This window comes from Mesorhizobium sp. B2-3-15 (genome assembly GCF_006442875.1).
GTDB lineage: Bacteria > Pseudomonadota > Alphaproteobacteria > Rhizobiales > Rhizobiaceae > Mesorhizobium > Mesorhizobium australicum.
Genome location: NZ_VFVO01000002.1, coordinates 231,488 through 252,951, shown reverse-complemented (window position 1 = coordinate 252,951; position 21,464 = coordinate 231,488). Strand labels below are relative to the sequence as shown.

The following is a 21,464-nucleotide window of genomic DNA, read 5'->3' as shown; positions in this document are numbered from 1 at the left end:
CCAGGATACTCAATCTAGGTCGGTTCGATTAACGATTGATGAGGTCCGCATGAAAAGACGGTCGTTGTCGGCAGCACTCTGGACCGGTCACAGAGAAACAGGGGCCGCAATGTGGCGACCCCTGTCCAGAATGCAATCCAGGTGATCAGCAAATAAGCAGATCAGCTGCCGCTGCTGTTCAGCGTTGTACCGATGGTCGTGAACTTGGCGTTGATGGCATTGCCGAGCGCGCCTGCGCCGGTGATGATGGCGAGCGCGATGAGAGCGGCGATCAGACCATATTCGATGGCGGTCGCGCCGGATTCGTCCTTCACGAAACGTGCGATGAGATTAGACATTCGAGAGCTCCTACTCCACGTGTTACAGCACTTCCGTCAACTTCTGTGATGGTTGATCGGATGCTGCAAATCTAGGGAGAAGCTCTTTCGATCGGCTTAATAAACAGCCTTACCGATTCCTTTCCCGGCTAGAACATGTTGCGTGGTTAACTCCACACTAAGCGCTGGCTAATGTTCTGTTTTGCAGGTCGACGCCGCAAACGGCAAGGGCTTGGGCAGGCTTGCGACGCCTGCACGAGTCCGATGGTGCGCTCGGCCATGCCGACCGCCATATCCGGGCGCAACAAGTCAACTTAACCGTTGCTTCACCAATCTCGTTCATGTTCTGTTGAACAGTCCGCTTGCGTGGAGCGCCGTGATGGCCGTGCCGAGATCCTCAATTCTGATTGCCGTGCTTCTTGCCGCCAGCTTGACCGCGCCCGCCAGGGCCGGCGCCGGGATCGAGGTCACCATGAACCAGGCCAAGATCGTGAAATTGTCGCGCCCCGCCGATACGATCGTCGTGGGCAACCCGGCAATCGCCGACGCCTCCGTCCAGGATGCCTCGACGATCGTGCTCACCGGCAAGGGTTTCGGTGTCACCAATCTCGTCGTTCTCGACCCAGAGGGCAGCCCGATCGTCGACGCACAGGTTACCGTGGTCCGCCAGGCGGCCTCGTCGGTTCGCATTTACCGGCGCGCGGAGGTCCAGACCATGTCGTGCACGCCCTATTGCGAAAGCTCCTACAAGAGCGACGCGGAGAAATCGTCCGAAGCCGAGATGAGCGTCAGCAAATAAGCCATGCGGGCCGTGCCAGCGCCCAGGTTACTGCCTGGTTAAAGCGCCTGCGCCGAGTTTAACGATCATTCAAACCGGACCTCAATTGGTTTGCACTAATACACCTGTCAGCACCGTCCAGGATGGCAGGAACATCGCATGAGCAAGGAAATCGGCTCGACAGATCAACGCAAGATCGAGCGCGCCAGGCCTTTCCAGCGCTTCGTGCGCGACCGGCGCGGCGCCACGGCGCTGGAGTTCGCGCTGCTTGCGATGCCGTTCGCGCTTCTCGTCTTCGCCATCCTCGAAAGCTGCATCTCGTTTGCCAGCCAGGAGGTGATGGCCAACATTACAGACGATGTCGCGCGCCGGCTGCGCACCGGCCAGTTGAGGGCCGCTGACGTCGCCGGAGACAATTTGAAGAACATGATCTGCGGCAAGCTGGAAATCATCGTTTCGCAGGATTGCCCCAATCAGTTGAGCGTCGATCTTCGCCAGTACACGGCTTTCGCCGACGCGGCCCAGGCCGGCTTCAGGATTCAGGGCGGTAACATCCAGCTGACGAATAGCGGCGCTGATGTGCCCTTTACCGTCACGGCGGGTGCGGCGGAGTCAAGGAACATGCTGCGGGTTTTCTACAAATGGCCCATCATGACCAACCTGATGGCGCAGTCGATGGGCGGCAACAAAACGCTGCATTTCGCTTCGGTGACCTGGCAGAACGAGCCGTTCGACAATTGAGACAATCACCGAAGCAACAACAAGAAAAAAGGCAGTGAATATGATGCGTGCGGGGGCACATCAGGGAATTGCTGGGCTCTGGGGCAAATCAATGCTCTGGGGCAAATCAATCCGGTTCTGGTCCAATCGTCGTGGCGTCGCGGCGGTCGAGTTCGCGCTTATCGCGCCTATCCTGCTGGTCATGTATTTCATGACCATGGAGGCTTCGCAGGCCATCGAGACGAGCAAGAAGGTCAGCCGTGTCGGCAGCATGGTCGCCGATCTCGTCACACAACAGCCGACCATCGCCAAAGTGGACCTCGATGCCATCATGAAGATCGGCACCTTGACCCTTCAACCCTATAACCGCTCCGTGCCGGACATCACCATCACGGCCATACAGGTCACCACCGATGCCACGCCGCAGGTCCTGGTGGTGTGGTCGCGCAAGGTGGTCAACGGTGTGAACGGCGTCGGGGCCACCGCCGGCACCGCCACCACGGTTCCGGCAAGCCTCAGGGTCCCCGGAACCTTCCTCGTCCGCGTCGACAGCACCCTGGCCTATAAGCCGATCATCAGCTGGACGACCGACAGCCAACAGAAGCTCGGGTTTGTCGAGACGCTCGCCAAAGGCATGACGATGGGCGAAACCTATTATCTGCGTCCCCGCAGAAGCGTCACGATCCCTTGCAGCGATTGCTGAAAGACTTATTGCCGCCCATCGACCGATACCATCCGCACGATGGCCTCCGCCGCCGCATAGTCCTTGGGAGCCACGGGCATGAAGCCGCCAGCATGCTTCGGCTCCAGAAGGTCGTAGACATCCGGCGTCGTCGATTTGAGGTTGGTGAGGAACACGGTCAGCCGACGCTTGGCTTCCGGATCGAGGTCGCCGCGCACCGCATGGGGACCGTATCTCAGCAGACCCGACGTCCACACGACCTGAAGGGCCGAGGCCGAAAGGCCCGACGATTCGAGCCTTGCCTGCGTGCCCCCAGGCAGTCGCGGCTGACCGTCGGCCGCTGCCTTCACCCAGCCGAACATGGCGTCGGCCTCGCCGTCGACGAGCATGGTTTCAGCCGCCGACGCCGACGGGGCATGGACAAGGAATGGTGCGTCTTCGGCGATCCTGACGTGTTCGGCGGCCAAGCCCGCCAGCGGCAAAAGCGAACCGCCGACGCTGTCCGGCGGCGGCATGGCGATCCGGCGGGTCTCCATGTCAGCCAGGCCGGGCAATTCGCCGTCCCTGGTCAGCAGTACCGAGCGGATGCCGGCCGCACCGTCTGAATCGACCGGAGCTACGAGCGGCTCGACGCATTCGCAGCGTTGCAGCGCCGTGGCGTAGGCGGTCGCCGAATAGATGGCGTATTCGATCCGCGCATTGGCCTGTGCCTCGATCAGTGCCGCGTAATCGCGGGCAACGACGAATTCCACCTTCATGCCGAGCGCATTGGTAAAGGCTTGCGTCAGCACGGCCAGCCCCGGAACGGTATTGCCGGCGCCGGGTTCGGCGACGATACCGATGCGAAATGTGCCGATATCGTCGCGCCAGTCTGCCCACGCCGGTCCACAACAGAACGCACCGTTCACAGCCATGAGGGCAGTCCATGTCTTGAGCGCAGCCTTCATGACAGGACCGCCTTGCCTCTTGTTTCGTCCATGGGCGCCCAACTGGTCGCGACACCTGATCTTTGCGCCTTCCGAATTGCCAAGGCCGCCATGGAACCCTATGTCTTGAGGTCCACACTGGCAACAAATGACCCGATGGCGCGTGCATTCCTCTTTGTCCTGGATTCCTTCGGCATCGGCGGCGCGGCCGACGCAGAACGCTATGGCGACGCCGGTGCAAACACGCTGGCGCACATCGCCGAAGCTTGCGCGGAAGGGCGCGCCGATCGCGACGGGCTTCGTCAGGGACCACTGTTCGTCCCCCACATGGCATCGCTGGGACTTGGCAAGGCGGCCGAGACGGCGACAGGACTGGGTTTTGCTCATTTCGGGACGGACCTGCTCGCCAATGCCTTCCATGGCGCGGCGCAGGAGATTTCGAGCGGCAAGGACACGCCTTCCGGCCACTGGGAGATCGCAGGCCTGCCAGTACGCTTCGACTGGGGTTATTTCCCGGATACGGTTCCCGCCTTTCCGGCCGACCTGACCGAGGCGATCATCCGCGAGGGCAAGGTTTCAGGCATCCTCGGCAATTGCCATGCGCCAGGCACCGAGATCATCGAGCGGTTCGGCGAGGAACACATCCGCACGGGCAAGCCGATCTGCTACACATCGGTCGATTCCGTCCTGCAGATCGCCGCGCATGAGGTCCATTTCGGCCTGGAGCGGCTTTATGAATTGTGCCAGGTGGTTCGCCGGCTGGTTGACCCGCTGAGGATCGGACGGGTAATCGCGCGCCCCTTCGTCGGCGAGACATCAGCCACCTTCGAGCGAACCTACAACCGCCAGGACTACGCCGTGCCGCCACCCGAAGCGACATTGCTCGACCGGCTGACGGCGCGCGGCAGCCGCGTCATCGCCGTTGGCAAGATCGGCGACATCTTCGCCCATCGCGGGATTTCGCAGGTGCGCAAGGCGGCGGGCAACATGGCCATGTTCGACCAGGCGCTGGGCGCCATGGACGAGGCCGGCGACGGTGACCTCGTGTTCGCCAATTTCGTCGATTTCGACACCGAATTCGGCCATCGCCGCGACGTCGCCGGTTATGCCGCCGCACTCGAGGCCTTCGACCGGCGTCTGCCGGAGGCGTTTGCGAAGCTGAAGCAGGGCGACCTTCTCATCCTGACCGCCGACCACGGCAACGATCCGACCTGGCGCGGCACCGATCATACGCGCGAACGCATTCCGGTCATCGGCACTGGACCCGGCCTCAAAGGCGGCGACATAGGGCTGAGGGCGACATTCGCCGATATCGGCGAGACGGTTGCCGAACATCTGCGGCTGGCGCGCGGCCGTAACGGCACGTCCTTCCACGCCACGATTGGCGGTCATGCCTGAATTGCCCGAAGTCGAGACAGTCCGACGCGGCCTGCAGCCGGTCATGGAAGGTGCTCATCTGGCCAAGGTCGAGATGAGACGACCCGATCTGCGCTTCCCCTTTCCCGAACGGTTCTCGGAGCGGCTGACGGGCAGGACGGTCACGGCGCTTGGCCGGCGCGCCAAATATCTGACCATGCATATGCAGGGCGGTCCGGTTCTGATCTGCCACCTCGGCATGTCGGGCTCCTTTCGCATCGAGACCGGCGACGACGACGAGACAACGGGCGTGTTCCATCATGAGCGTTCGAAGAGCGCGGCGCACGATCATGTCGTGTTCCATGTCGTTTCCGCGGCCGGCGCGCGCTCCCGGGTGATCTTCAACGACCCGCGCCGCTTCGGTTTCATGCTGTTTGCGGAAGAGCCGCCGGAGACGCATCCGATGCTGGGCGGACTGGGTGTCGAGCCCACCGGCAATGCGCTGGACGGCGTTCTGCTTGCCTCGCTGCTGAAAGGCCGCAGAGCGCCGCTCAAGGCAGCGCTTCTCGACCAGAGGCTGATCGCCGGCTTAGGCAATATATACGTCTCGGAGGCGCTCTGGCGCGCAGGGCTGTCACCCCTGCGCGAGGCAGGCACCATCGCCAAGCCAGGCAAGAAGGCCAGGGAACAAAGCGAAGGCCTCGCCGAGGCAATCCGTTCGGTCGTCGCGGACGCCATCGCGGCCGGCGGGTCTTCACTGCGCGACTATGTGCGCACCGATGGGTCGCTGGGTTATTTCCAGCATTCCTTCGCCGTGTACGACCGCGAGGGTGAGCCTTGCCCCACGCCCGGCTGCAGCGGCCATGTCCAACGTATCGTGCAGAGCGGACGCTCGACCTTCTATTGCCGGACCTGTCAGAGGTAAGCTAGACCGCCGTCGAGCAAGGAGAAGCAGCCCATGGACTATGAGACGATCATCACCGAGACGCGTGGCAAGGTCGGGCTGATCACGCTGAACCGGCCAAAAGCGCTCAATGCGTTGAATTCCCGGATCCTTGCTGAACTCGTCTCGGCCGTGAACGGTTTCTGCGCCGATCCTGGCATCGGCGCCGTGGTTGTTACCGGTTCCGACAAGGCCTTCGCCGCCGGTGCCGACATCAAGGAAATGCAGGCGATCTCCTACGCGGATGCCTACAGCCAGGACTTCTTCGTTGGCTGGGAAGAGTTCACGCGGGCACGAAAGCCGATCATCGCGGCTGTGGCCGGCTATGCCCTGGGAGGCGGCTGCGAACTCGCCATGATGTGCGACTTCATCATTGCCGCCGATACGGCCAAATTCGGCCAGCCCGAGATCACGCTCGGTGTCATTCCCGGCATGGGCGGGTCGCAACGCCTGACCCGGTTCGTCGGCAAATCGAAAGCAATGGACATGTGCCTGACGGGACGAATGATGGATGCCGCCGAGGCCGAACGTTCGGGCCTGGTGTCGCGGGTCGTTCCGGCCGCCGAGCTGGTCGAAGAGGCCGTCAAGGCGGCGGCCAAAATCGCGGATTTCTCGCTGCCATCGGTGATGATGGCCAAGGAAGCGGTGAACCGGGCCTATGAGACGACGCTTGCCGAGGGATTGCGCTTCGAACGCCGCCTGTTCCACTCGCTTTTCGCGCTCGAAGACCAGAAGGAAGGGATGGCGGCGTTCGCCGAAAAGCGGAAGCCGAATTTCACCAACCGGTAGGGCGTGGCGGGCCAGCGTCCGAAACCCGTGGCATCGGCAAAAAGAACGCCCGTCGGCGTTGACGCGCCGGAAAAGCTGAACTATAAGCCGCACCAACCGAGGCGGCCCCGTGGCTGCCCGTTTGTTTTTTGCGCCCTGCGGCACGCCGCGTGCGCCGACCAGATCAGAAGAGAGGCATCATGGCCAACACATCCTCGGCCAAAAAGGCAACGCGCAAGATCGCCCGCCGCGCAGCGATCAACAAGAACCGCCGCTCGCGCGTCCGCACCTACGTGCGCCAGGTCGAAGAGGCACTCGCCTCCGGCGACAAGGCCGCCGCACAGGCCGCCTTCAAGGCAGCCGAGCCGGAATTGATGCGCGCCGCAACCAAGGGCGTGATGCACAAGAACACAGCGTCCCGCAAGGTGTCGCGCCTCGCCCAGCGCCTCAAGGTGCTGTCGGCCTGACATCGCCTTTTCAGGACGATCTTCTTCGAACCCGGCCGATCGCGCCGGGTTTTTTCGTTTGCCGGCAAGTACTTAAAAAGAATAGCCGCAGACAGCCCCAAGTGCAGATTCCCGAGTGCGAAATGATTTGCCGGCACATACATGCCCGCTGATGACCGGCACGCTTGAAAAGCGCCGACTGAAAAAACTACGCTCCGCACAAATAGCTATTTTTTTTCAATCGGTTAGCGGCAGTCATCCACAGCTTGTCCACAACGCGCCGAAGAGACGGGAGGACAACTGGCTGTCAAGTGAATTATTTCAGAAAATTTCGCGCCGGCCCGGCTTTTTCATATTCGTCGGAAAAGGGTTTGAATCCCAATGGCTTTGTCAAAATATGCCGCTGCGGCATGGCGCTCCAACCTGCCCGAGGTAACCAGATTCCTTAAAAATCCGTTAGACGTGGCCTTGCCCTATCCACAGCGATTTCGGTAATGTCGATCTATCGAACGGGACGGGCCTCTGGCCCTAACCCAGCCTTACGCGGCCAGCTTAAATTGGCGGGATTTGCGACGTGGATCAAGTCCGCGAACGGGTATGGTTTGCTCTTTTTCGATACGGTAGGGGACTGGCGTAACTAGACATGGCAGGTAGGACGGCGCGCCGGCGCTCTTTCGCCGGACGGCGTTGTATTGCCCTGACATACCCAACGCGGACTGGCTTCCATGGGCCGGCACCGGTTCCCGTCGGATAGTGGGCGACGTTCATTGCCGGCGGCGGCAATGGGCATCGTAGCGAAGACACGGTCGCCGGAAAAGGATGCAGGAGGCGCATCCCCAGCGAAAAACAGGTACAGAAAGGCAAGGAACTCGATCATGCAGAGCGGCATCGAAAGGGAGCTTACGGGCGACCTCCCATTTCCTGGAACTTTGATCGGAGCAAACGAGATGGCGGTCTCCAGCGACGCGGAACAGAAGTTCGACCGGGTCAAGGCCCAGTTGAAGGCGCGCCTGGGAACCGAAGTCTATTCCAGCTGGTTTGGGCGCATGAAGGTCGCGGAAGCGTCCAAGGGCATTGTCCGCATCTCCGTGCCCACCGCATTCCTGCGCTCGTGGATCAACGGCCACTATCATGATCTCATTTCAGAGCTGTGGAAGCACGAGGATCCCGAGCTTCTCAAGATCGAAATCGTCGTGCGCACCGCAACCCGTCAGGGGCGCGGCCAGCCCGAACCGGAATTGGCGCCGGCCCGCAAGATGACGCGGCAGACGCAGACGGCGCTGGCCGCCGGCACCGTCAGTCCAAGTAGGGTGGAGCGGTCTCCGATGCCGCGTCCGGGCGTGCCGGTCGAGAGCGAGTTCCGCCACAATGTCCTGGGATCACCGCTTGATCCGCGTTACACGTTCGGCTCCTTCATCGAGGGACCGTCGAACCGCGTTGCCTTCGCCGCCGCCAAGGCCGTGGCGGAATCGCAGTCGAGCGCGGTACGCTTCAACCCGCTTTTCCTGCATGCCACCGTCGGGCTCGGCAAGACGCACCTGCTGCAGGCCATCGCGGCGGAATCGCTGAAGCAGAACCCGAAGTCACGCGTCGTCTACCTCACCGCGGAGTATTTCATGTGGCGCTTCGCCACGGCGATCCGCGACAACAACGCACTGACGCTCAAGGAGCAGTTGCGCGACATCGATCTCTTGATCATCGACGACATGCAATTCCTGCAGGGCAAATCGATCCAGCATGAATTCTGTCATCTGATCAACATGCTGCTCGACAGCGCCAAGCAGGTCGTCGTTGCCGCCGACCGGCCACCGTCGGAGCTGGAATCGCTCGAACCGCGGGTCCGTTCGCGTCTCAATGGCGGCGTCGCGCTCGAAATGTCGGCGCCCGATTTCGCCATGCGGCTCGGCATGCTCAAACTGCGTCTGGCCACGGCCAGGATCGACGATGCATCGCTGGGCATTTCCGAAGAGATCCTCAACCACGTTGCCCGCACCGTGACCGGCAGCGGACGTGAACTGGAGGGCGCCTTCAACCAGCTCCTGTTTCGCCAGTCGTTCGAGCCGCAGATCACCATCGACCGCATCGACGAGATCCTCGGCCACATCTATCGCACGGGCGAGCCGAAGCGGGTCCGCATCGAGGACATTCAGCGCATCGTGGCGCGTCACTACAACGTCTCGAAGACGGAATTGCTGTCCAATCGGCGCACGCGCACCATCGTCAAGCCGCGACAGGTCGCCATGTATCTGTCGAAGGTGATGACGCCGCGCTCGCTGCCGGAAATCGGACGGCGCTTCGGTGGCCGCGATCACACGACGGTGCTGCACGCCGTGCGCAAGATCGAGGACCTTTCCGGCAATGACAACACGCTGGCGCAGGAACTGGAATTGCTGAGAAGGCTGATCAACGACCAGGCCTGACCGGCTGGAAAGCGCCCGCTTGCGGGGTTGGCCAGCTTTATCCCCAGAAAGCCCGCGCAACCGGCCCGAACCGGTGGCGCGGGCTTGCGTTCACTGGTTTTTTCCTGTCAGTTTGCGTAGATTCTGAAGCCTGTTCAGAGCTTTCGCGGGGCGCCGGCAGCCGGAGACCCGTTCATTCATTCAAGCGAGCCTGTTTCGTCATGCGTGTTATCCTGGAACGGTCAAATCTCCTGAAGTCGCTCAACCACGTGCACCGCGTGGTCGAACGGCGCAACACCATACCGATCCTGTCGAACGTGCTTCTCAGCGCGGACGGCGCCAGCCTCGAAATGAAGGCCACCGACCTCGACCTGGAGGTGACGGAAGCGACGCCCGCCAAGGTCGAGCGCGGCGGCGCGACGACGGTCCCCGCGCACCTGCTCTATGACATCGTGCGCAAGCTCTCCGACGGCGCCGAGGTAATGCTGAAGACGGATGAGGACGGCAACGCCATGACGGTGACGTCGGGCCGCTCGAGCTTCCGCCTGCAGTGCCTGCCGCAATCCGATTTTCCCGAGCTTTCGGCCGGATCCTTCTCGCACATCTTCCGCCTCGATGCGGTGGCGCTGAAGGGCCTGATCGAGAAGACGCAGTTCGCCATCTCCACCGAGGAGACACGCTACTATCTCAACGGCATCTACCTGCACACGCATGAAGTCGGCGGCAAGCTGAAGCTGCGCTCGGTGGCAACCGACGGCCATCGGCTGGCGCGCGCCGAGATTGACGCGCCGGCCGGCTCCGAGGGCATGCCGGGCATCATCATTCCGCGCAAAACAGTGAGCGAGTTGCAGAAACTGGTCGACGATCCGGATGTCGCCGTGACCACCGAACTGTCCGACACCAAAATCCGCTTCACCATCGGCAGCGTCGTCCTCACCTCGAAGCTGATCGACGGCACCTTCCCGGACTATCAGCGGGTCATTCCGACCGGCAACGACAAGAAGCTGATCCTCGACCGCCAAAGCTTCGCCGCCGCGGTCGACCGGGTCTCGACCATCTCTTCCGAACGCGGCCGCGCGGTGAAGCTCTCGATCAGCGAAGGCCAGGTGACGCTTGCGGTCAACAATCCTGATTCAGGCAGCGCCACGGAAGAACTGGCGGCCGACTATTCGGCCGACCCGATCGAGATCGGCTTCAACGCCAAATACCTGCTCGATGTCGCCGCGCAATTGACCGGCACGGAGGCCAAATTCATGTTGGCCGATGCCGGTTCGCCGACGCTGATCCACGACATGGCCGATGAGACCGCGCTTTACGTGCTGATGCCGATGCGGGTATAGCCGGCGCGGCGTCGCTGGCGATACGACTAGGCCTTGGTTGCGGCGACTTCTACAGGCGGATAGCGGTTGCCGGCACAAACCCACATAAGTAAGCTCACGCTTACCAATTTTCGCAACTATGCGACCCTTGCGATAGATGTCGCGCCGGGCGCCGTGGTCTTTTCCGGCGACAATGGTGCCGGCAAGACCAATCTCCTCGAAGCGATCTCCTTTTTGACACCGGGACGCGGCTTGCGCCGCGCAGCCTACGGGGATGTGGCCCGTGAGGGTGGCGATGGCGGTTTTGCCCTGCATGCACGGCTCGGCGGACTTGCAGGCGAGGTCGAGATCGGCACAGGCATTTCCGGGGGCGACTCCGCGGAGAGCGGCAGGCGGGTGCGTATAAATGGAGCCGCGGCGCGGGCCGAGGACATGCTGGAATGGCTGCGGGTCGTGTGGCTGACGCCGGCTATGGATTCGCTGTTCACCGGGCCAGCCGCGGATCGCCGGCGCTTTCTCGACCGGCTGGTGCTGGCGATCGATCCCGGCCATGGCCAGCGCGCACTCGATTACGAGAAGGCGATGCGAGGCCGTAACCGCTTGCTGACGGAAGGCTCGCGGGATGCCAGCTGGTTCGAGGCGATAGAGACGCAAATGGCCGAGACCGGCGTGGCGATAGCGGCCGCGCGCGCCGAGTTGGTGCGCCTGCTGGTGGCCATGATCGACCGGCTGCCCGACACCGGACCGTTTCCGCAGGCCGATGTCGGCCTTTCGGGTGAGTTGGAGGCCGAGATTGCCGGTGCGCCGGCGGTCGATGTCGAGGAGCGGTTCCGACGGGCGCTTGCCGATGGCCGCGACCGCGACCGCGCCGCCGGACGTACCCTCGAGGGCCCGCACCGCTCGGACCTCATGGTCCGGCACCGGCCCAAGGCAATGCCGGCCGAACTCTGCTCGACCGGCGAACAGAAGGCGTTGCTGGTCGGCATCGTGCTGTCGCATGCCCGGCTGACCGGCGAAATGTCCGGCCTGACGCCGATCCTGCTGCTCGACGAGATCGCGGCGCACCTCGATGGCGGCCGGCGCGCGGCACTGTTCTCGATCCTGGAAGACCTGAACTGCCAGGCTTTCATGACGGGTACCGATGCGGCGCTGTTTTCCAGCCTGCATGGCCGCGCTCAGTTCCTGACGGTCGACCATGGCACGGTTGGGCCAACCGAAGACCCCTGACAAGATTTTTCGGCCGCTATATGGTCCTGACATGACTACCGCCCTCACCGCCGACGAGATCGAACGCTATGCCCGCCACATCGTGCTGCCCGAGGTCGGCGGCGCTGGCCAGCAGAAGCTCAAGCAGGCGCGGGTGCTGGTGATCGGCGCTGGCGGGCTCGGGGCGCCGGTGCTTGAATATCTCGCCGCGGCCGGTGTCGGCACGCTCGGCATTGTCGACGACGACACTGTTTCGCTCTCCAACCTACAACGGCAGGTCATTCACGGCACCGATACGGTCGGCATGCTGAAAACCCAGAGCGCCGGCGCTGCGATCGCCCGCATCAATCCCAACATATCGGTCGAAACGCACACATTCCGGCTCACCGCGGAAAACGCCCCTGCCCTCGTCGCCAAGTACGATATCGTCGTCGACGGGTCCGACAATTTCGAGACGCGTTATGTGGTTGCCGATGCCTGCGCCAGCGAAGGGAAGCCGCTGGTGCATGCGGCCGTCGGACGTTTCGATGGCTCGGTCACCGTGTTGAAGCCTTTCGAGGACGGCAGGGACGGCAAGCCGAACCCGAGCTATCGGGATCTGTTTCCCGAAGCCCCGCCGCCGGGCCTGGTGCCGTCCTGTGCGGAGGCCGGAGTGCTCGGCGCGCTGACCGGCGTCGTCGGCACCCTGCAGGCAATGGAGGCGATCAAACTGGTCACCGGCATAGGCGAGCCGCTGATCGGCCGGCTGCTGCTTTACGATGCGCTCGCCGCCCGCTTCGAGACCATCCGCTACAAAAGACGCTGATCTTGGAACAACCCCCTGTTTCGATCACGCAAATCCCCGCCGATTTCGGCCGCTGGGGTGATGTGCTTGCCCTGATCATGCATGCCTTCGCCTTCATGGACGGCATCATCGACCCGCCGTCGTCGGCTCACCTGCTCACAGTCGAAGCACTGCGCGCCAAAGCCTTGCGGGAGACAGGCTTTCTGGCGCTCGACGGCGACAGGATCGTGGGCTGCGTTTTTGCTCTCGAAAAGGCCGAGGGTCTTTATGTCGGCAAGCTCGCCGTCGCCCCGGACCGGCAGGGGCAAGGCATTGGCCGGCGGCTGATACAAGCGGCCGAAGATCTGGCCCGCAGCCGCGGCAAGGCCGACATCGAACTGGAGACGAGGATCGAACTGGCCGCAAATCATGCCGCCTTTGCCCGGCTCGGCTTTCGCGAAACCGAACGGACGGTGCATGAGGGCTATGACAGGCCGACGTCCATCACCATGCGCAAGACCATTTCGTAAGCTTCGGTTTATGAGAGCCGGCGCCTGGAAGGTTTTCAGGTCCTGAGCGGCAGCACGCGGTCCGGCGGGCGATGGCCATCGACGAAGGCGCGGATATTGATGATGACCTTCTCGCCCATGTCGATGCGGCCCTCGAGCGTGGCCGAGCCCATATGCGGCAGAAGCACGACCTTGTTCCTGGCGGCCAGCTTCAAGAGCTTGCCGTTCAGGGCCGGTTCGTGCTCGTAAACGTCCAGGCCGGCGCCGGCGATCTTGCCGTCCTGGATCAGCTTGACCAGCGCTTCTTCGTCGATAATGTCGCCGCGGGCAGTGTTGACGATATAGGCGGTGGGCTGCAGCAACGCGAGCCGCCGCGCCGACAGAAGATGAAAGGTAGCGGGTGTCGAGGGACAATTCACCGAGATGATGTCCATGCGGGCCAGCATCTGGTCGAGACTTTCCCAATAGGTCGCCTCCAGCCCATCCTCGACCGCCGGCAGCACACGATGCCGGTTGTGATAGTGAATGGACAGACCGAAAGCCTTGGCTCGCCTGGCAACGGCGGTGCCGATGCGGCCCATGCCGACAATGCCGAGCCGCTTGCCCCAGATGCGCCGGCCAAGCATCCAGGTCGGCGACCAGCCGGCCCATTTCTTGTCGCCCGTGAGCACACTGGCGCCTTCCGCCAGCCGGCGCGGCACCGCCAGCATCAACGCCATGGTCATATCGGCGGTATCTTCGGTGAGCACGTTGGGCGTGTTGGTGACGGTGATGCCCCTCTTGGCCGCCGCCGCCACGTCGATCTTGTCGACGCCGTTGCCGAAATTGGCGATCAGCTTGAGATTGTCGCCGGCCTGGGCAATCAGTGCGGCGTCGATCTGGTCGGTCACGGTCGGCACCAGCACGTCGGCTTCCTTGACCGCGGCGACCAGTTCCGGCTGCGTCATCGGCCTGTCCTCGACGTTCAGCCTTGCGTCGAACAGCTCGCGCATGCGGGTCTCGACCGGGTCGGGCAGCTTTCGCGTGATGACCACGAGAGGCTTCTTTTTGCCTACCATTGTTTCCCTCGTTGAGACCTCTTTAACCAAGACAGGCGAAACTGAAAGCCGGTCGCGGTAGCCGATTTACCCATGTAACAAGCGGTGCCGCCGAAGACAAAGAAAAAGGGGTGCCGCAGCCATCGGGCCGGTGCCGAAAGGAACGAAAGTGTCTGGTTTCGCGTCGCTTCGCCTGGCCCTCAGCGCAGCATTTCTCGGCGCTCTTCTCTATTCTCCGCTTGCCGGCGCGCAAAGCGCGGCCGCTCCCGCCCAGAGCGCCATCACGCTCGGACCGAGCGGCCTGCCGCTGCCGCGATTCGTCAGCCTGAAATCCGGCCGCGTCAACTCGCGTGTCGGCCCCGGCGCCAACTATTCGGTCGACTGGATGTACATGAAGGCTGGCCTGCCCATGGAAATCATCCAGGAATTCGATACGTGGCGGCGCGTGCGCGACGCCGACGGCTCGGAAGGATGGATCAACCAGTCGCTGCTTTCGGGCCGACGTACCGCAATCGTCGCTCCCTGGCAGCGCGGCAAGGGCGGCCAGATCAACCTTCTCAAGAGCCCCGAAAAGGATGCCAGAGTGGTGGCGATCGTAGAACCCGGCGTCATGGGCACGATCAAAGCCTGCGACGGCCAGTGGTGCGAGATGACGTTCGACGGCCACACCGGCTGGCTTGCCCAGTCGGTCGTCTGGGGCGCTTATCCGGGCGAGCGGGTCAAGGACTGAACGTTTCGCTTTTGCGCCCGATACGGCCGAGATGGGTATCCTGAAATCCTGTTGACAGCTTCAAGCCGTAGCCCAGCGCGCGGTCGATCGCGATATGCGCGATCCAGATCAGTGCGACGGCGTTGCCGACCGCACTGCCGGCGAGGTGCCCGGCAAGCAACACAAGCACCGGTACGATCAGAATGTGCAAGGCGTTGTAGGCAATGGCGCCGACGCGTGGGCCGCCGAGATAACCCAGCATCGACAGGTCCGGCGCCAGGATGAGCAACGCGAAGAGCCACCAGGAAACGCCTGTCGCGCCATAGAAGACGATCGCGGCAGCCGCCGCGACGGCCCATTCGAGCCGGACTATCCAATCGAGGAATTTCATCCCAGACCGCTTATTCCGGCCTTGCCGATCATTCCGGACGCTTGGGACGCAGCCTCACCACGATATCGACATTGGCGATCTCCATGCCTTCGGGCGGCTCCGGCAGATTGGTAACGGTTACCGGGCCGTTGGCAATGTCGAAAATCCTGTTTTCGCCTTCGATGTAGAAATGGTGGTGGTCGGAGGTGTTGGTGTCGAAGTAGGTCTTGGAACCTTCGACGGCGAGAATGCGCAGCAGCCCCGCCTGGGTAAACTGGTGAAGCGCGTTGTAGACGGTGGCCAGCGATACCGGCACGCCGGCGGCCTGCGCCTCCTCATGCAGTTCCTCAGCCGACAAATGGCGGTCGCCCTTGGCGAAAAGCAGGTCGGCCAGCGCAATGCGCTGACGGGTCGGCCTCAGGCCGGCTTCACGTACCCGCTTGTCCACAGCGACATTTTCCTTCCGGCAGCCCCGGTCCATCTGGTCTTCCAAGCTCGCAGTCCCGCTTCAAGACACGCCCAGAATGGCAAAAAAATGAATGTCTGCCGGAACCGGACCCCTGTTGACATATATTCTGTCGCCCGAATGCGATCAATAGCGCGCATTGACCCGGGCAGACTGGCGGGTTAAGCGCAAACGCCGGTTTCCGGCCTGAAACAGATTGTGTTAGGACACCAACGACAAGGGCGCGCTACCGCCCGGACGATATGGGGACGAAATTGATGGCGGGTTCGAAATCCAGCTACGACTACGAAGAATTGCTGGCCTGCGCTCGTGGCGAGCTGTTCGGAGAGGGCAATGCCCAGTTGCCCTACCCGCCGATGCTGATGTTCGACCGTATCACCGAGGTCAGCGAGACCGGCGGCGCCTTCGACAAGGGTTTCATTCGCGCGGAATTCGATATCAATCCCGACCTGTGGTTCTTTGCCTGCCATTTCATCGGCAATCCGATCATGCCGGGCTGTCTGGGCCTTGACGCCCTGTGGCAATTGACCGGCTTCTATCTCGGCTGGCTTGGCGAACCCGGCAAGGGAATGGCGCTGTCGACCGGAGAGGTCAAGTTCAAGGGCATGGTCACGCCATCGGTCAAGAAGGTCGAGTACGGCGTTGATTTCAAGCGTGTGATGCGCGGCCGGCTGGTGCTCGGCATCGCCGATGGCTGGATGAAGGCGGATGGCGAGCCCATATATGCGGCGACGGACCTGAAGGTCGGTCTGTCCAAGCAGTCGGCGGTCGCTTGACCGCAGCCCTGGCCCGCGCATTGGCCAGCATCCCTGGAAGGAGTTGCGAATGAGACGTGTCGTAGTCACAGGCCTCGGCATCGTGTCGTCGATCGGCAACAATGCCAACGAGGTGCAGACCTCGCTGCATGACGCCAGATCCGGCATCAGCTTTTCCGATTCCTTTGCCGAACATGGCTTCCGGTGCCAGGTCTGGGGCGCGCCGACGCTCGATCCTTCGGCGATGATCGACCGCCGCGCGATGCGATTCCTGAGCCAGGGCGCGGCGTGGAATCACGTCGCCATGGACCAGGCGATCGCGGATGCCGGCCTCGACGAGAGCGACATCACCAACGAGCGCACCGGCATCGTCATGGGTTCGGGCGGTCCCTCCACGCGCACCATCGTCGAGGCGGCCGAAACCACGCTCAAGAACGGCAGCCCCAAGCGCATCGGTCCCTTCGCGGTGCCGAAGGCGATGTCGTCGACGGCCTCGGCAACCTTGGCAACATGGTTCAAGATCCATGGCGTCAACTATTCGATCTCCTCGGCCTGCTCGACCTCGGCGCATTGCATCGGCAATGGCTACGAGCTGATCCAGTGGGGCAAGCAGGACATGGTCTTTGCCGGCGGCCACGAGGATCTCGACTGGACGATGTCGGACCTGTTCGACGCCATGGGCGCCATGTCGTCGAAGTTCAACGACAGGGCCCCGACCGCATCGCGCGCCTACGACGCCAATCGCGACGGCTTCGTCATAGCCGGCGGCGCCGGCGTACTGGTGCTGGAAGAGCTGGAGCACGCCAAGGCGCGCGGCGCCAAGATCTACGCGGAGATCGTCGGCTACGGCGCCACTTCGGACGGTTTCGACATGGTTGCGCCCTCGGGCGAAGGCGCGGTCCGCTGCATGCGCCAGGCGCTGGCGACGGTTTCCACGCCGGTCGACTACATCAACACGCACGGCACCTCGACGCCGGTCGGCGATTCCAAGGAAATGGGCGCGATCCGTGAAGTGTTCGGCGAGAAGATGCCGTTCATCACGTCGACGAAGTCGCTGACCGGCCATTCTCTGGGCGCGGCGGGCGTGCAGGAATCCATCTATTCGATCCTGATGATGCAAGGCGGCTTCATCGGCGAAAGCGCCCATATCGAGACGCTAGATCCGGAATTCGAGGGCATGCCGATCGTACGCAAGCGCATCGACAACGCAGGGATCGACACCGTTCTGTCGAACTCCTTCGGTTTCGGCGGCACCAACGCGACGCTCGTTTTCCAGCGCTACTCCGCATAAGGCCAAGTTTTTCATATAAGGATTGCCGGCCATGGACGGATTGATGAAGGGCAAGCGCGGGCTTGTCATGGGTGTTGCCAACGATCATTCGATCGCCTGGGGCATTGCCAGGAAATTGTCCGAACAGGGGGCGGAACTGGCCTTCACCTACCAGGGCGAGGCTTTTGGCCGCCGGGTCAAGCCGCTCGCCGACAAGCTCGGCGCTTCGCTGGTCGTTCCCTGCGACGTCGAGGACAGCGCTTCGGTCGCCGCCACGTTCGAGACGCTTGGCAAGGCGTGGGGCGGACTGGACTTCGTCGTCCATGCCATCGGCTTTTCCGACAAGAACGAGTTGAAAGGCCTCTATGCCGATACCAGCCGCGACAATTTCGTCCGCACCATGGTGATCTCCTGCTATTCCTTCACCGAGGTGGCGCGCAATGCCGCGCCCCTGATGACCGCCGGCGGCTCGATGATCACGCTGACCTATGCCGGCTCGGTCCGCGTCATGCCGAACTATAATGTCATGGGCGTCGCCAAGGCCGGCCTGGAGGCCAGCGTGCGCTACCTCGCCAACGACTACGGTCCGCGCGGCATCCGGGTCAACGGCATCTCGGCCGGTCCGGTGCGTACACTGGCCGGCGCCGGCATTTCGGACGCCCGCCACATGTTCTCCTACCAGCAACGAAACTCGCCGCTGCGCCGGACGGTGACGATCGACGAGGTCGGCGGCTCCGCGCTGTATCTCCTGTCAGACCTTGCTTCCGGCGTCACAGGCGAAATCCACTATGTCGATTCCGGCTACCATATCGTGTCGATGCCGACCCTCGACGAGTTGAAGCAGACAGATGGCGGTCGCGACTGACGAGCGGCCCCGGTCACGCGGGTCTTTTGCCAGTAAAGAAAATAATCCTCTCCGGTAAAATTGGATTCATTCGCGGAAACCCATTTTAAGAAGGTTTCCGCTATAAAGCTCCCATCTGGGGACCTTTTTCATGCCTGCCGCCATCAACCCGAAGCGAACACCCGTGTTCCGACTGCTCACGATAGCAAGTTCGGGCATTGGCAGTTTCGTCCTCGGAATCTGGGGGCTGAAGCACGGTCTCGGCGACGGATTTGCCGGCATTTCGGCTGATATGATGGTGTCGATCATGGCCGCGCTTTGTGCGCTGGCCGCATCGGTGGCGGCAATGTCCTTCTTTGCTGGTGTCGATGAATCGGCGGATTTCGTCTTCAACGAAACCCATTTCGACAAGCTGACCGGACTGCTGGCCCGCCCGGCGATGGTCGGCAAGATCGCCGAGGCGGCATGCGCGACAAGCCGCACCGGGGAACCGATGTTCCTGATCGACATCGACATCGACCGGTTCAAGCAGATCAACGACGCAATCGGCTACACTCACGGTGACGAACTGATCCGCGCCTTCACCAAGCGGCTGCACGACTGCGTGCCGGCGCGCGCACTGATCGGGCGGATCGGGGCCGGCGAGTTCGCGGTGCTGCTTCCCGATCACCAGATCCAGGGGACCCTGGAAAGCATGGTCGAGAGGCTCATCGACGAGATGATGGAGCCGTATGAACTCAGCACCCACCAGCAATCGGTGAGCCTGTCGGTGGGCATCGTGGCGATGCCCAAGGATGGGATCGATCCGGTCCTCATCCTGCGCCGTTCCAACCTGGCGCTGCAGAATGCGCGCGCCAGCGGGGTTGGCAACTGGTCGGTCTTCAACAGCGATATGGGGCGGGTGGCCGACCATCGCCAATGGGTCGAGTCCGAACTGCACAATGCGTTCGAGCGCGGCGATTTCGACCTGCATTATCAGCCGCAGCTCGACCTTCCGACCGGCCGCATCGTCGGCTACGAGGCGTTGATCCGGTGGCAGCATCCCGAACGCGGCATGATCCCTCCGATGGAGTTTATCCAGATCGCCGAGGAGACCGGCATGATCAATCCGATCGGCGAATGGGTGCTGCGCAAGGCCTGCAGCGATGCCCGCCATCTGCCGGACGACTGTTTCGTCGCCGTCAACATCTCGCCGGTCCAGTTCATGACCAAGGATTTCGTCGGCCTTGTGCGCGACACGATGCGGAGCACCGGCATCAAGCCGTCACGGCTGGAACTGGAAGTCACCGAGACGGCGATGATGCAGGACCGCGACCGCGCGGCCGCCATCCTAAAAGAACTCGCCGAGATGGGGATCTCGGTCGCCGTCGATGATTTCGGCACCGGCTATTCCAACCTCAGCTATCTGATCGACTTCTCATTCGGCAAGCTGAAGATCGACCGCTCCTTCGTCAGCCGTATCGATACCGATGCGAGCTCCGGCGCGGTCGTGTCGACCATTGTCGGGCTTTCCCGGGCGCTTGGCGTCAGCATCATTGCCGAGGGCGTCGAGACCGAGAACCAGGCGACACTGCTGCGGGCAGCTGGTTGCGAAGTGGTGCAGGGTTATCTGTTCGGCCGGCCGGCGCCGCTCAAATTCAGCGCTGGTGACAGGCACGCCACCGACGAAGTCCGGCGCGTCGCCAATCTACACTGACCTACAACATGTCGCGGCAATAGGATTCGCCCGACCTGCTGTAAGCTTCTGATTTGTGGATGGCGTTGTCCCCGAACCGATGACAATTCCGGGCGACACGCATTAAATGCATCGCGTCAGCGCCGTGCGACAAACACCTTGAACATACCGTCGCGGGCAAGCTCGGCGTGGCTGGCAAAGGCGGCCGACAGCACCGGCTCGTAGGGAAGCTGGCGGTTGGCGACCATGAACAGGCGCCCACCGGGCTTCAAGGCCTTGGCCGCGGCGCGGATCATGCCGACGCCGATCTCGGGCTCGGCCGCACGGCTGCGGTGGAAGGGTGGGTTCATTGCGATGACGTCGTAGCGGCGCTCGACAGGCTCGGCCAGCAGATCCGTCCAGAAGAAGCCCTGCGCCAAGGTGTTGGCAAGGTTGCCCCTGGCGGCCTCCAGCGCATCGAAATCGGCCTCGTAAAGATCGAGGGCCGACAAGCCCGGACAGCGGGCAGCCATCTCGGCCGCCACATAGCCCCAGCCGGCGCAGAAATCGGCCGCGGTGCCACGCAAATCACCGGGCAGATTGTCGACCAGCAGTTTCGAACCGGTATCGACGCGGTCGAAGGAGAACATGCCGGGTGCGGTGCGGAACCGGTCCTCAACAAGCAAGGCGGGATTGGCGGCGCGAAGCGCGGCGGCGGCTTGCACATCAACCGGACGACGCAGCCAGAAGGCAATACCGTGATATTTTGGCATGTGGCTATCAAGCAGAACAAGATCGCCGACGCGCTTGCGCAGGCTTGCGATGCCATCCTCCTTGCCACCTGCAATGACGATCAATCCGCCCTCCGCCACCCGCTCGAGAGCCTCGGCGATGCGCAGTTCGTTCTCGCCGCGATGGCGGCCGGCGAGCACAAGCACTGCATCGAAATCCTCACCAGCCGATCGCGGCGTGACCGTGAAGCCAGCTGCCTGCAACGCGCGAAAATACGGCCGAAAGCCCTGTACGAGATGCAGCGTAGCCTCGAAACCCGGTGGCAAGCGCAGGCCGGGTTCGGCGCCAAGGAAGAGGATGCGCTCGCCCCTGCCCGGCAGGGAAAGAGCCCCGGCCTCGAACGGGTGAAAAAGCGTCTTCAACGCTTCAGCGGACATAGCCGTGCTCCATAAACAAAAGCGGGCGCGACATAAGCCGCGCCCGCTTCGATTTTTC

General features: G+C 62.6%; 23 protein-coding genes. 17 read left to right on the top strand and 6 right to left on the bottom strand.

The annotated features are described in order from the left end of the window. Window positions 1-161 precede the first annotated feature (161 nt). On the bottom strand, window positions 162-338 hold the full coding sequence (locus FJ954_RS05305) for a Flp family type IVb pilin (RefSeq protein ID WP_140614764.1): 177 nt from the start codon (window positions 336-338) through the stop codon (window positions 162-164). A 358-nt stretch (window positions 339-696) separates the two neighbouring features. Here FJ954_RS05305 and FJ954_RS05300 point away from each other — a divergent pair, with 358 nt between their 5' ends. The 3 genes from FJ954_RS05300 (at window position 697) to FJ954_RS05290 (ending at window position 2,518) form a co-directional block, all read left to right on the top strand. Beyond that, window positions 697-1,116: a pilus assembly protein N-terminal domain-containing protein gene (locus tag FJ954_RS05300; protein WP_140660658.1), complete on the top strand. Its 420-nt coding sequence runs from the start codon at window positions 697-699 to the stop codon at window positions 1,114-1,116. Window positions 1,117-1,254: 138 nt separating this feature from the next. Continuing rightward, window positions 1,255-1,836, top strand: coding sequence for a TadE/TadG family type IV pilus assembly protein (locus tag FJ954_RS05295; RefSeq protein ID WP_015319337.1), 582 nt, complete (start codon window positions 1,255-1,257; stop codon window positions 1,834-1,836). 40 nt (window positions 1,837-1,876) lie between these two features. Next, on the top strand, window positions 1,877-2,518 hold the full coding sequence (locus FJ954_RS05290; RefSeq protein ID WP_140660893.1) for a TadE/TadG family type IV pilus assembly protein: 642 nt from the start codon (window positions 1,877-1,879) through the stop codon (window positions 2,516-2,518). Window positions 2,519-2,523: 5 nt separating this feature from the next. On the opposite strand, the gene FJ954_RS05285 is transcribed toward FJ954_RS05290, so the two are convergent. Further along, entirely contained in the window at window positions 2,524-3,444 is a 921-nt protein-coding gene (locus tag FJ954_RS05285; RefSeq protein WP_140660657.1) for a phosphate/phosphite/phosphonate ABC transporter substrate-binding protein, read from the bottom strand. 135 nt (window positions 3,445-3,579) lie between these two features. On the opposite strand from FJ954_RS05285, the gene FJ954_RS05280 reads away from it, so the two are divergent. The 9 genes from FJ954_RS05280 to FJ954_RS05240 all read left to right on the top strand — a co-directional run bounded on the left by FJ954_RS05280 (window position 3,580) and on the right by FJ954_RS05240 (window position 13,153). Further along, window positions 3,580-4,821 carry a phosphopentomutase gene (locus FJ954_RS05280; RefSeq protein WP_140660656.1) on the top strand — a complete coding sequence of 414 codons (1,242 nt, stop codon included), beginning with the start codon at window positions 3,580-3,582 and terminating at the stop codon, window positions 4,819-4,821. Continuing rightward, window positions 4,814-5,704 (top strand): bifunctional DNA-formamidopyrimidine glycosylase/DNA-(apurinic or apyrimidinic site) lyase, encoded by an 891-nt coding sequence (mutM, locus tag FJ954_RS05275; RefSeq protein ID WP_140660655.1) that lies wholly within the window; start codon window positions 4,814-4,816, stop codon window positions 5,702-5,704. The genes FJ954_RS05280 and mutM overlap by 8 nt, the downstream gene beginning before the upstream one ends. A 33-nt stretch (window positions 5,705-5,737) precedes the next feature. Then, window positions 5,738-6,511 (top strand): enoyl-CoA hydratase, encoded by a 774-nt coding sequence (locus FJ954_RS05270; protein WP_015319342.1) that lies wholly within the window; start codon window positions 5,738-5,740, stop codon window positions 6,509-6,511. 179 nt (window positions 6,512-6,690) lie between these two features. Continuing rightward, a complete protein-coding gene (rpsT, locus tag FJ954_RS05265) occupies window positions 6,691-6,957 on the top strand; it encodes a 30S ribosomal protein S20 (RefSeq protein WP_015319343.1) in 267 nt (88 codons plus the stop codon). Window positions 6,958-7,811: 854 nt separating this feature from the next. After that, a complete protein-coding gene (dnaA, locus tag FJ954_RS05260; RefSeq protein WP_015313987.1) occupies window positions 7,812-9,356 on the top strand; it encodes a chromosomal replication initiator protein DnaA in 1,545 nt (514 codons plus the stop codon). A 200-nt stretch (window positions 9,357-9,556) separates the two neighbouring features. Then, window positions 9,557-10,675, top strand: coding sequence for a DNA polymerase III subunit beta (gene dnaN, locus FJ954_RS05255; protein ID WP_015313988.1), 1,119 nt, complete (start codon window positions 9,557-9,559; stop codon window positions 10,673-10,675). A 66-nt stretch (window positions 10,676-10,741) separates the two neighbouring features. Continuing rightward, on the top strand, window positions 10,742-11,881 hold the full coding sequence (recF, locus tag FJ954_RS05250) for a DNA replication/repair protein RecF (RefSeq protein WP_140660654.1): 1,140 nt from the start codon (window positions 10,742-10,744) through the stop codon (window positions 11,879-11,881). Window positions 11,882-11,912: 31 nt separating this feature from the next. Then, complete coding sequence (locus tag FJ954_RS05245; RefSeq protein WP_015313990.1) at window positions 11,913-12,665, top strand: molybdopterin-synthase adenylyltransferase MoeB; 753 nt, start codon at window positions 11,913-11,915, stop codon at window positions 12,663-12,665. A gap of 2 nt (window positions 12,666-12,667) precedes the next feature. Beyond that, window positions 12,668-13,153: a GNAT family N-acetyltransferase gene (locus FJ954_RS05240; protein ID WP_181177748.1), complete on the top strand. Its 486-nt coding sequence runs from the start codon at window positions 12,668-12,670 to the stop codon at window positions 13,151-13,153. A gap of 35 nt (window positions 13,154-13,188) precedes the next feature. Here the strand turns inward: FJ954_RS05240 and FJ954_RS05235 are convergent, their stop codons facing one another. Next, window positions 13,189-14,190, bottom strand: coding sequence for a D-glycerate dehydrogenase (locus FJ954_RS05235; RefSeq protein ID WP_140660652.1), 1,002 nt, complete (start codon window positions 14,188-14,190; stop codon window positions 13,189-13,191). Window positions 14,191-14,338: 148 nt separating this feature from the next. On the opposite strand from FJ954_RS05235, the gene FJ954_RS05230 reads away from it, so the two are divergent. Next, window positions 14,339-14,899 (top strand): SH3 domain-containing protein, encoded by a 561-nt coding sequence (locus FJ954_RS05230; RefSeq protein ID WP_015313993.1) that lies wholly within the window; start codon window positions 14,339-14,341, stop codon window positions 14,897-14,899. On the opposite strand, the gene FJ954_RS05225 is transcribed toward FJ954_RS05230, so the two are convergent. Both FJ954_RS05225 and irrA read right to left on the bottom strand, forming a co-directional pair. Beyond that, the gene (locus tag FJ954_RS05225; protein WP_140660651.1) at window positions 14,889-15,269 is read right to left on the bottom strand and encodes a DUF4260 domain-containing protein; all 381 of its coding nucleotides are present in this window, start codon (window positions 15,267-15,269) and stop codon (window positions 14,889-14,891) included. The genes FJ954_RS05230 and FJ954_RS05225 overlap by 11 nt on opposite strands. Window positions 15,270-15,297: 28 nt before the next feature. Next, window positions 15,298-15,729 carry an iron response transcriptional regulator IrrA gene (gene irrA / locus FJ954_RS05220; protein WP_015313995.1) on the bottom strand — a complete coding sequence of 144 codons (432 nt, stop codon included), beginning with the start codon at window positions 15,727-15,729 and terminating at the stop codon, window positions 15,298-15,300. A gap of 242 nt (window positions 15,730-15,971) precedes the next feature. Between irrA and fabA the strand changes: the two genes are divergently transcribed. The 4 genes from fabA (at window position 15,972) to FJ954_RS05200 (ending at window position 20,279) form a co-directional block, all read left to right on the top strand. After that, window positions 15,972-16,490 (top strand): 3-hydroxyacyl-[acyl-carrier-protein] dehydratase FabA, encoded by a 519-nt coding sequence (fabA, locus tag FJ954_RS05215; RefSeq protein WP_015313996.1) that lies wholly within the window; start codon window positions 15,972-15,974, stop codon window positions 16,488-16,490. 49 nt (window positions 16,491-16,539) lie between these two features. Further along, a complete protein-coding gene (gene fabB, locus FJ954_RS05210; protein WP_023773045.1) occupies window positions 16,540-17,760 on the top strand; it encodes a beta-ketoacyl-ACP synthase I in 1,221 nt (406 codons plus the stop codon). Window positions 17,761-17,791: 31 nt separating this feature from the next. Beyond that, a complete protein-coding gene (gene fabI / locus FJ954_RS05205; RefSeq protein WP_140660650.1) occupies window positions 17,792-18,604 on the top strand; it encodes an enoyl-ACP reductase FabI in 813 nt (270 codons plus the stop codon). A gap of 130 nt (window positions 18,605-18,734) precedes the next feature. After that, on the top strand, window positions 18,735-20,279 hold the full coding sequence (locus FJ954_RS05200) for a bifunctional diguanylate cyclase/phosphodiesterase (protein WP_140660649.1): 1,545 nt from the start codon (window positions 18,735-18,737) through the stop codon (window positions 20,277-20,279). 116 nt (window positions 20,280-20,395) lie between these two features. Here the strand turns inward: FJ954_RS05200 and FJ954_RS05195 are convergent, their stop codons facing one another. Beyond that, window positions 20,396-21,406: a class I SAM-dependent methyltransferase gene (locus FJ954_RS05195; RefSeq protein WP_140660648.1), complete on the bottom strand. Its 1,011-nt coding sequence runs from the start codon at window positions 21,404-21,406 to the stop codon at window positions 20,396-20,398. Window positions 21,407-21,464 lie beyond the last annotated feature (58 nt).

What these genes read in the sequence shown, in the direction of transcription:
- rpsT (WP_015319343.1), top strand. Translation starts at nt 6,691, where the DNA reads ATGGCCAACACATCCTCGGCCAAAAAGGCAACGCGCAAGATCGCCCGC.
- FJ954_RS05245 (WP_015313990.1), top strand. Translation starts at nt 11,913, where the DNA reads ATGACTACCGCCCTCACCGCCGACGAGATCGAACGCTATGCCCGCCAC.
- FJ954_RS05285 (WP_140660657.1), bottom strand. Translation starts at nt 3,444, where the DNA reads ATGAAGGCTGCGCTCAAGACATGGACTGCCCTCATGGCTGTGAACGGT.
- irrA (WP_015313995.1), bottom strand. Translation starts at nt 15,729, where the DNA reads ATGGACCGGGGCTGCCGGAAGGAAAATGTCGCTGTGGACAAGCGGGTA.
- dnaA (WP_015313987.1), top strand. Translation starts at nt 7,812, where the DNA reads ATGCAGAGCGGCATCGAAAGGGAGCTTACGGGCGACCTCCCATTTCCT.
- FJ954_RS05195 (WP_140660648.1), bottom strand. Translation starts at nt 21,406, where the DNA reads ATGTCCGCTGAAGCGTTGAAGACGCTTTTTCACCCGTTCGAGGCCGGG.
- FJ954_RS05280 (WP_140660656.1), top strand. Translation starts at nt 3,580, where the DNA reads ATGGCGCGTGCATTCCTCTTTGTCCTGGATTCCTTCGGCATCGGCGGC.
- mutM (WP_140660655.1), top strand. Translation starts at nt 4,814, where the DNA reads ATGCCTGAATTGCCCGAAGTCGAGACAGTCCGACGCGGCCTGCAGCCG.
- FJ954_RS05225 (WP_140660651.1), bottom strand. Translation starts at nt 15,269, where the DNA reads ATGAAATTCCTCGATTGGATAGTCCGGCTCGAATGGGCCGTCGCGGCG.
- fabB (WP_023773045.1), top strand. Translation starts at nt 16,540, where the DNA reads ATGAGACGTGTCGTAGTCACAGGCCTCGGCATCGTGTCGTCGATCGGC.
- FJ954_RS05305 (WP_140614764.1), bottom strand. Translation starts at nt 338, where the DNA reads ATGTCTAATCTCATCGCACGTTTCGTGAAGGACGAATCCGGCGCGACC.
- FJ954_RS05295 (WP_015319337.1), top strand. Translation starts at nt 1,255, where the DNA reads ATGAGCAAGGAAATCGGCTCGACAGATCAACGCAAGATCGAGCGCGCC.
- fabA (WP_015313996.1), top strand. Translation starts at nt 15,972, where the DNA reads ATGGCGGGTTCGAAATCCAGCTACGACTACGAAGAATTGCTGGCCTGC.
- dnaN (WP_015313988.1), top strand. Translation starts at nt 9,557, where the DNA reads ATGCGTGTTATCCTGGAACGGTCAAATCTCCTGAAGTCGCTCAACCAC.
- fabI (WP_140660650.1), top strand. Translation starts at nt 17,792, where the DNA reads ATGGACGGATTGATGAAGGGCAAGCGCGGGCTTGTCATGGGTGTTGCC.
- FJ954_RS05235 (WP_140660652.1), bottom strand. Translation starts at nt 14,190, where the DNA reads ATGGTAGGCAAAAAGAAGCCTCTCGTGGTCATCACGCGAAAGCTGCCC.
- FJ954_RS05290 (WP_140660893.1), top strand. Translation starts at nt 1,877, where the DNA reads ATGATGCGTGCGGGGGCACATCAGGGAATTGCTGGGCTCTGGGGCAAA.
- FJ954_RS05300 (WP_140660658.1), top strand. Translation starts at nt 697, where the DNA reads ATGGCCGTGCCGAGATCCTCAATTCTGATTGCCGTGCTTCTTGCCGCC.
- FJ954_RS05200 (WP_140660649.1), top strand. Translation starts at nt 18,735, where the DNA reads ATGCCTGCCGCCATCAACCCGAAGCGAACACCCGTGTTCCGACTGCTC.
- FJ954_RS05270 (WP_015319342.1), top strand. Translation starts at nt 5,738, where the DNA reads ATGGACTATGAGACGATCATCACCGAGACGCGTGGCAAGGTCGGGCTG.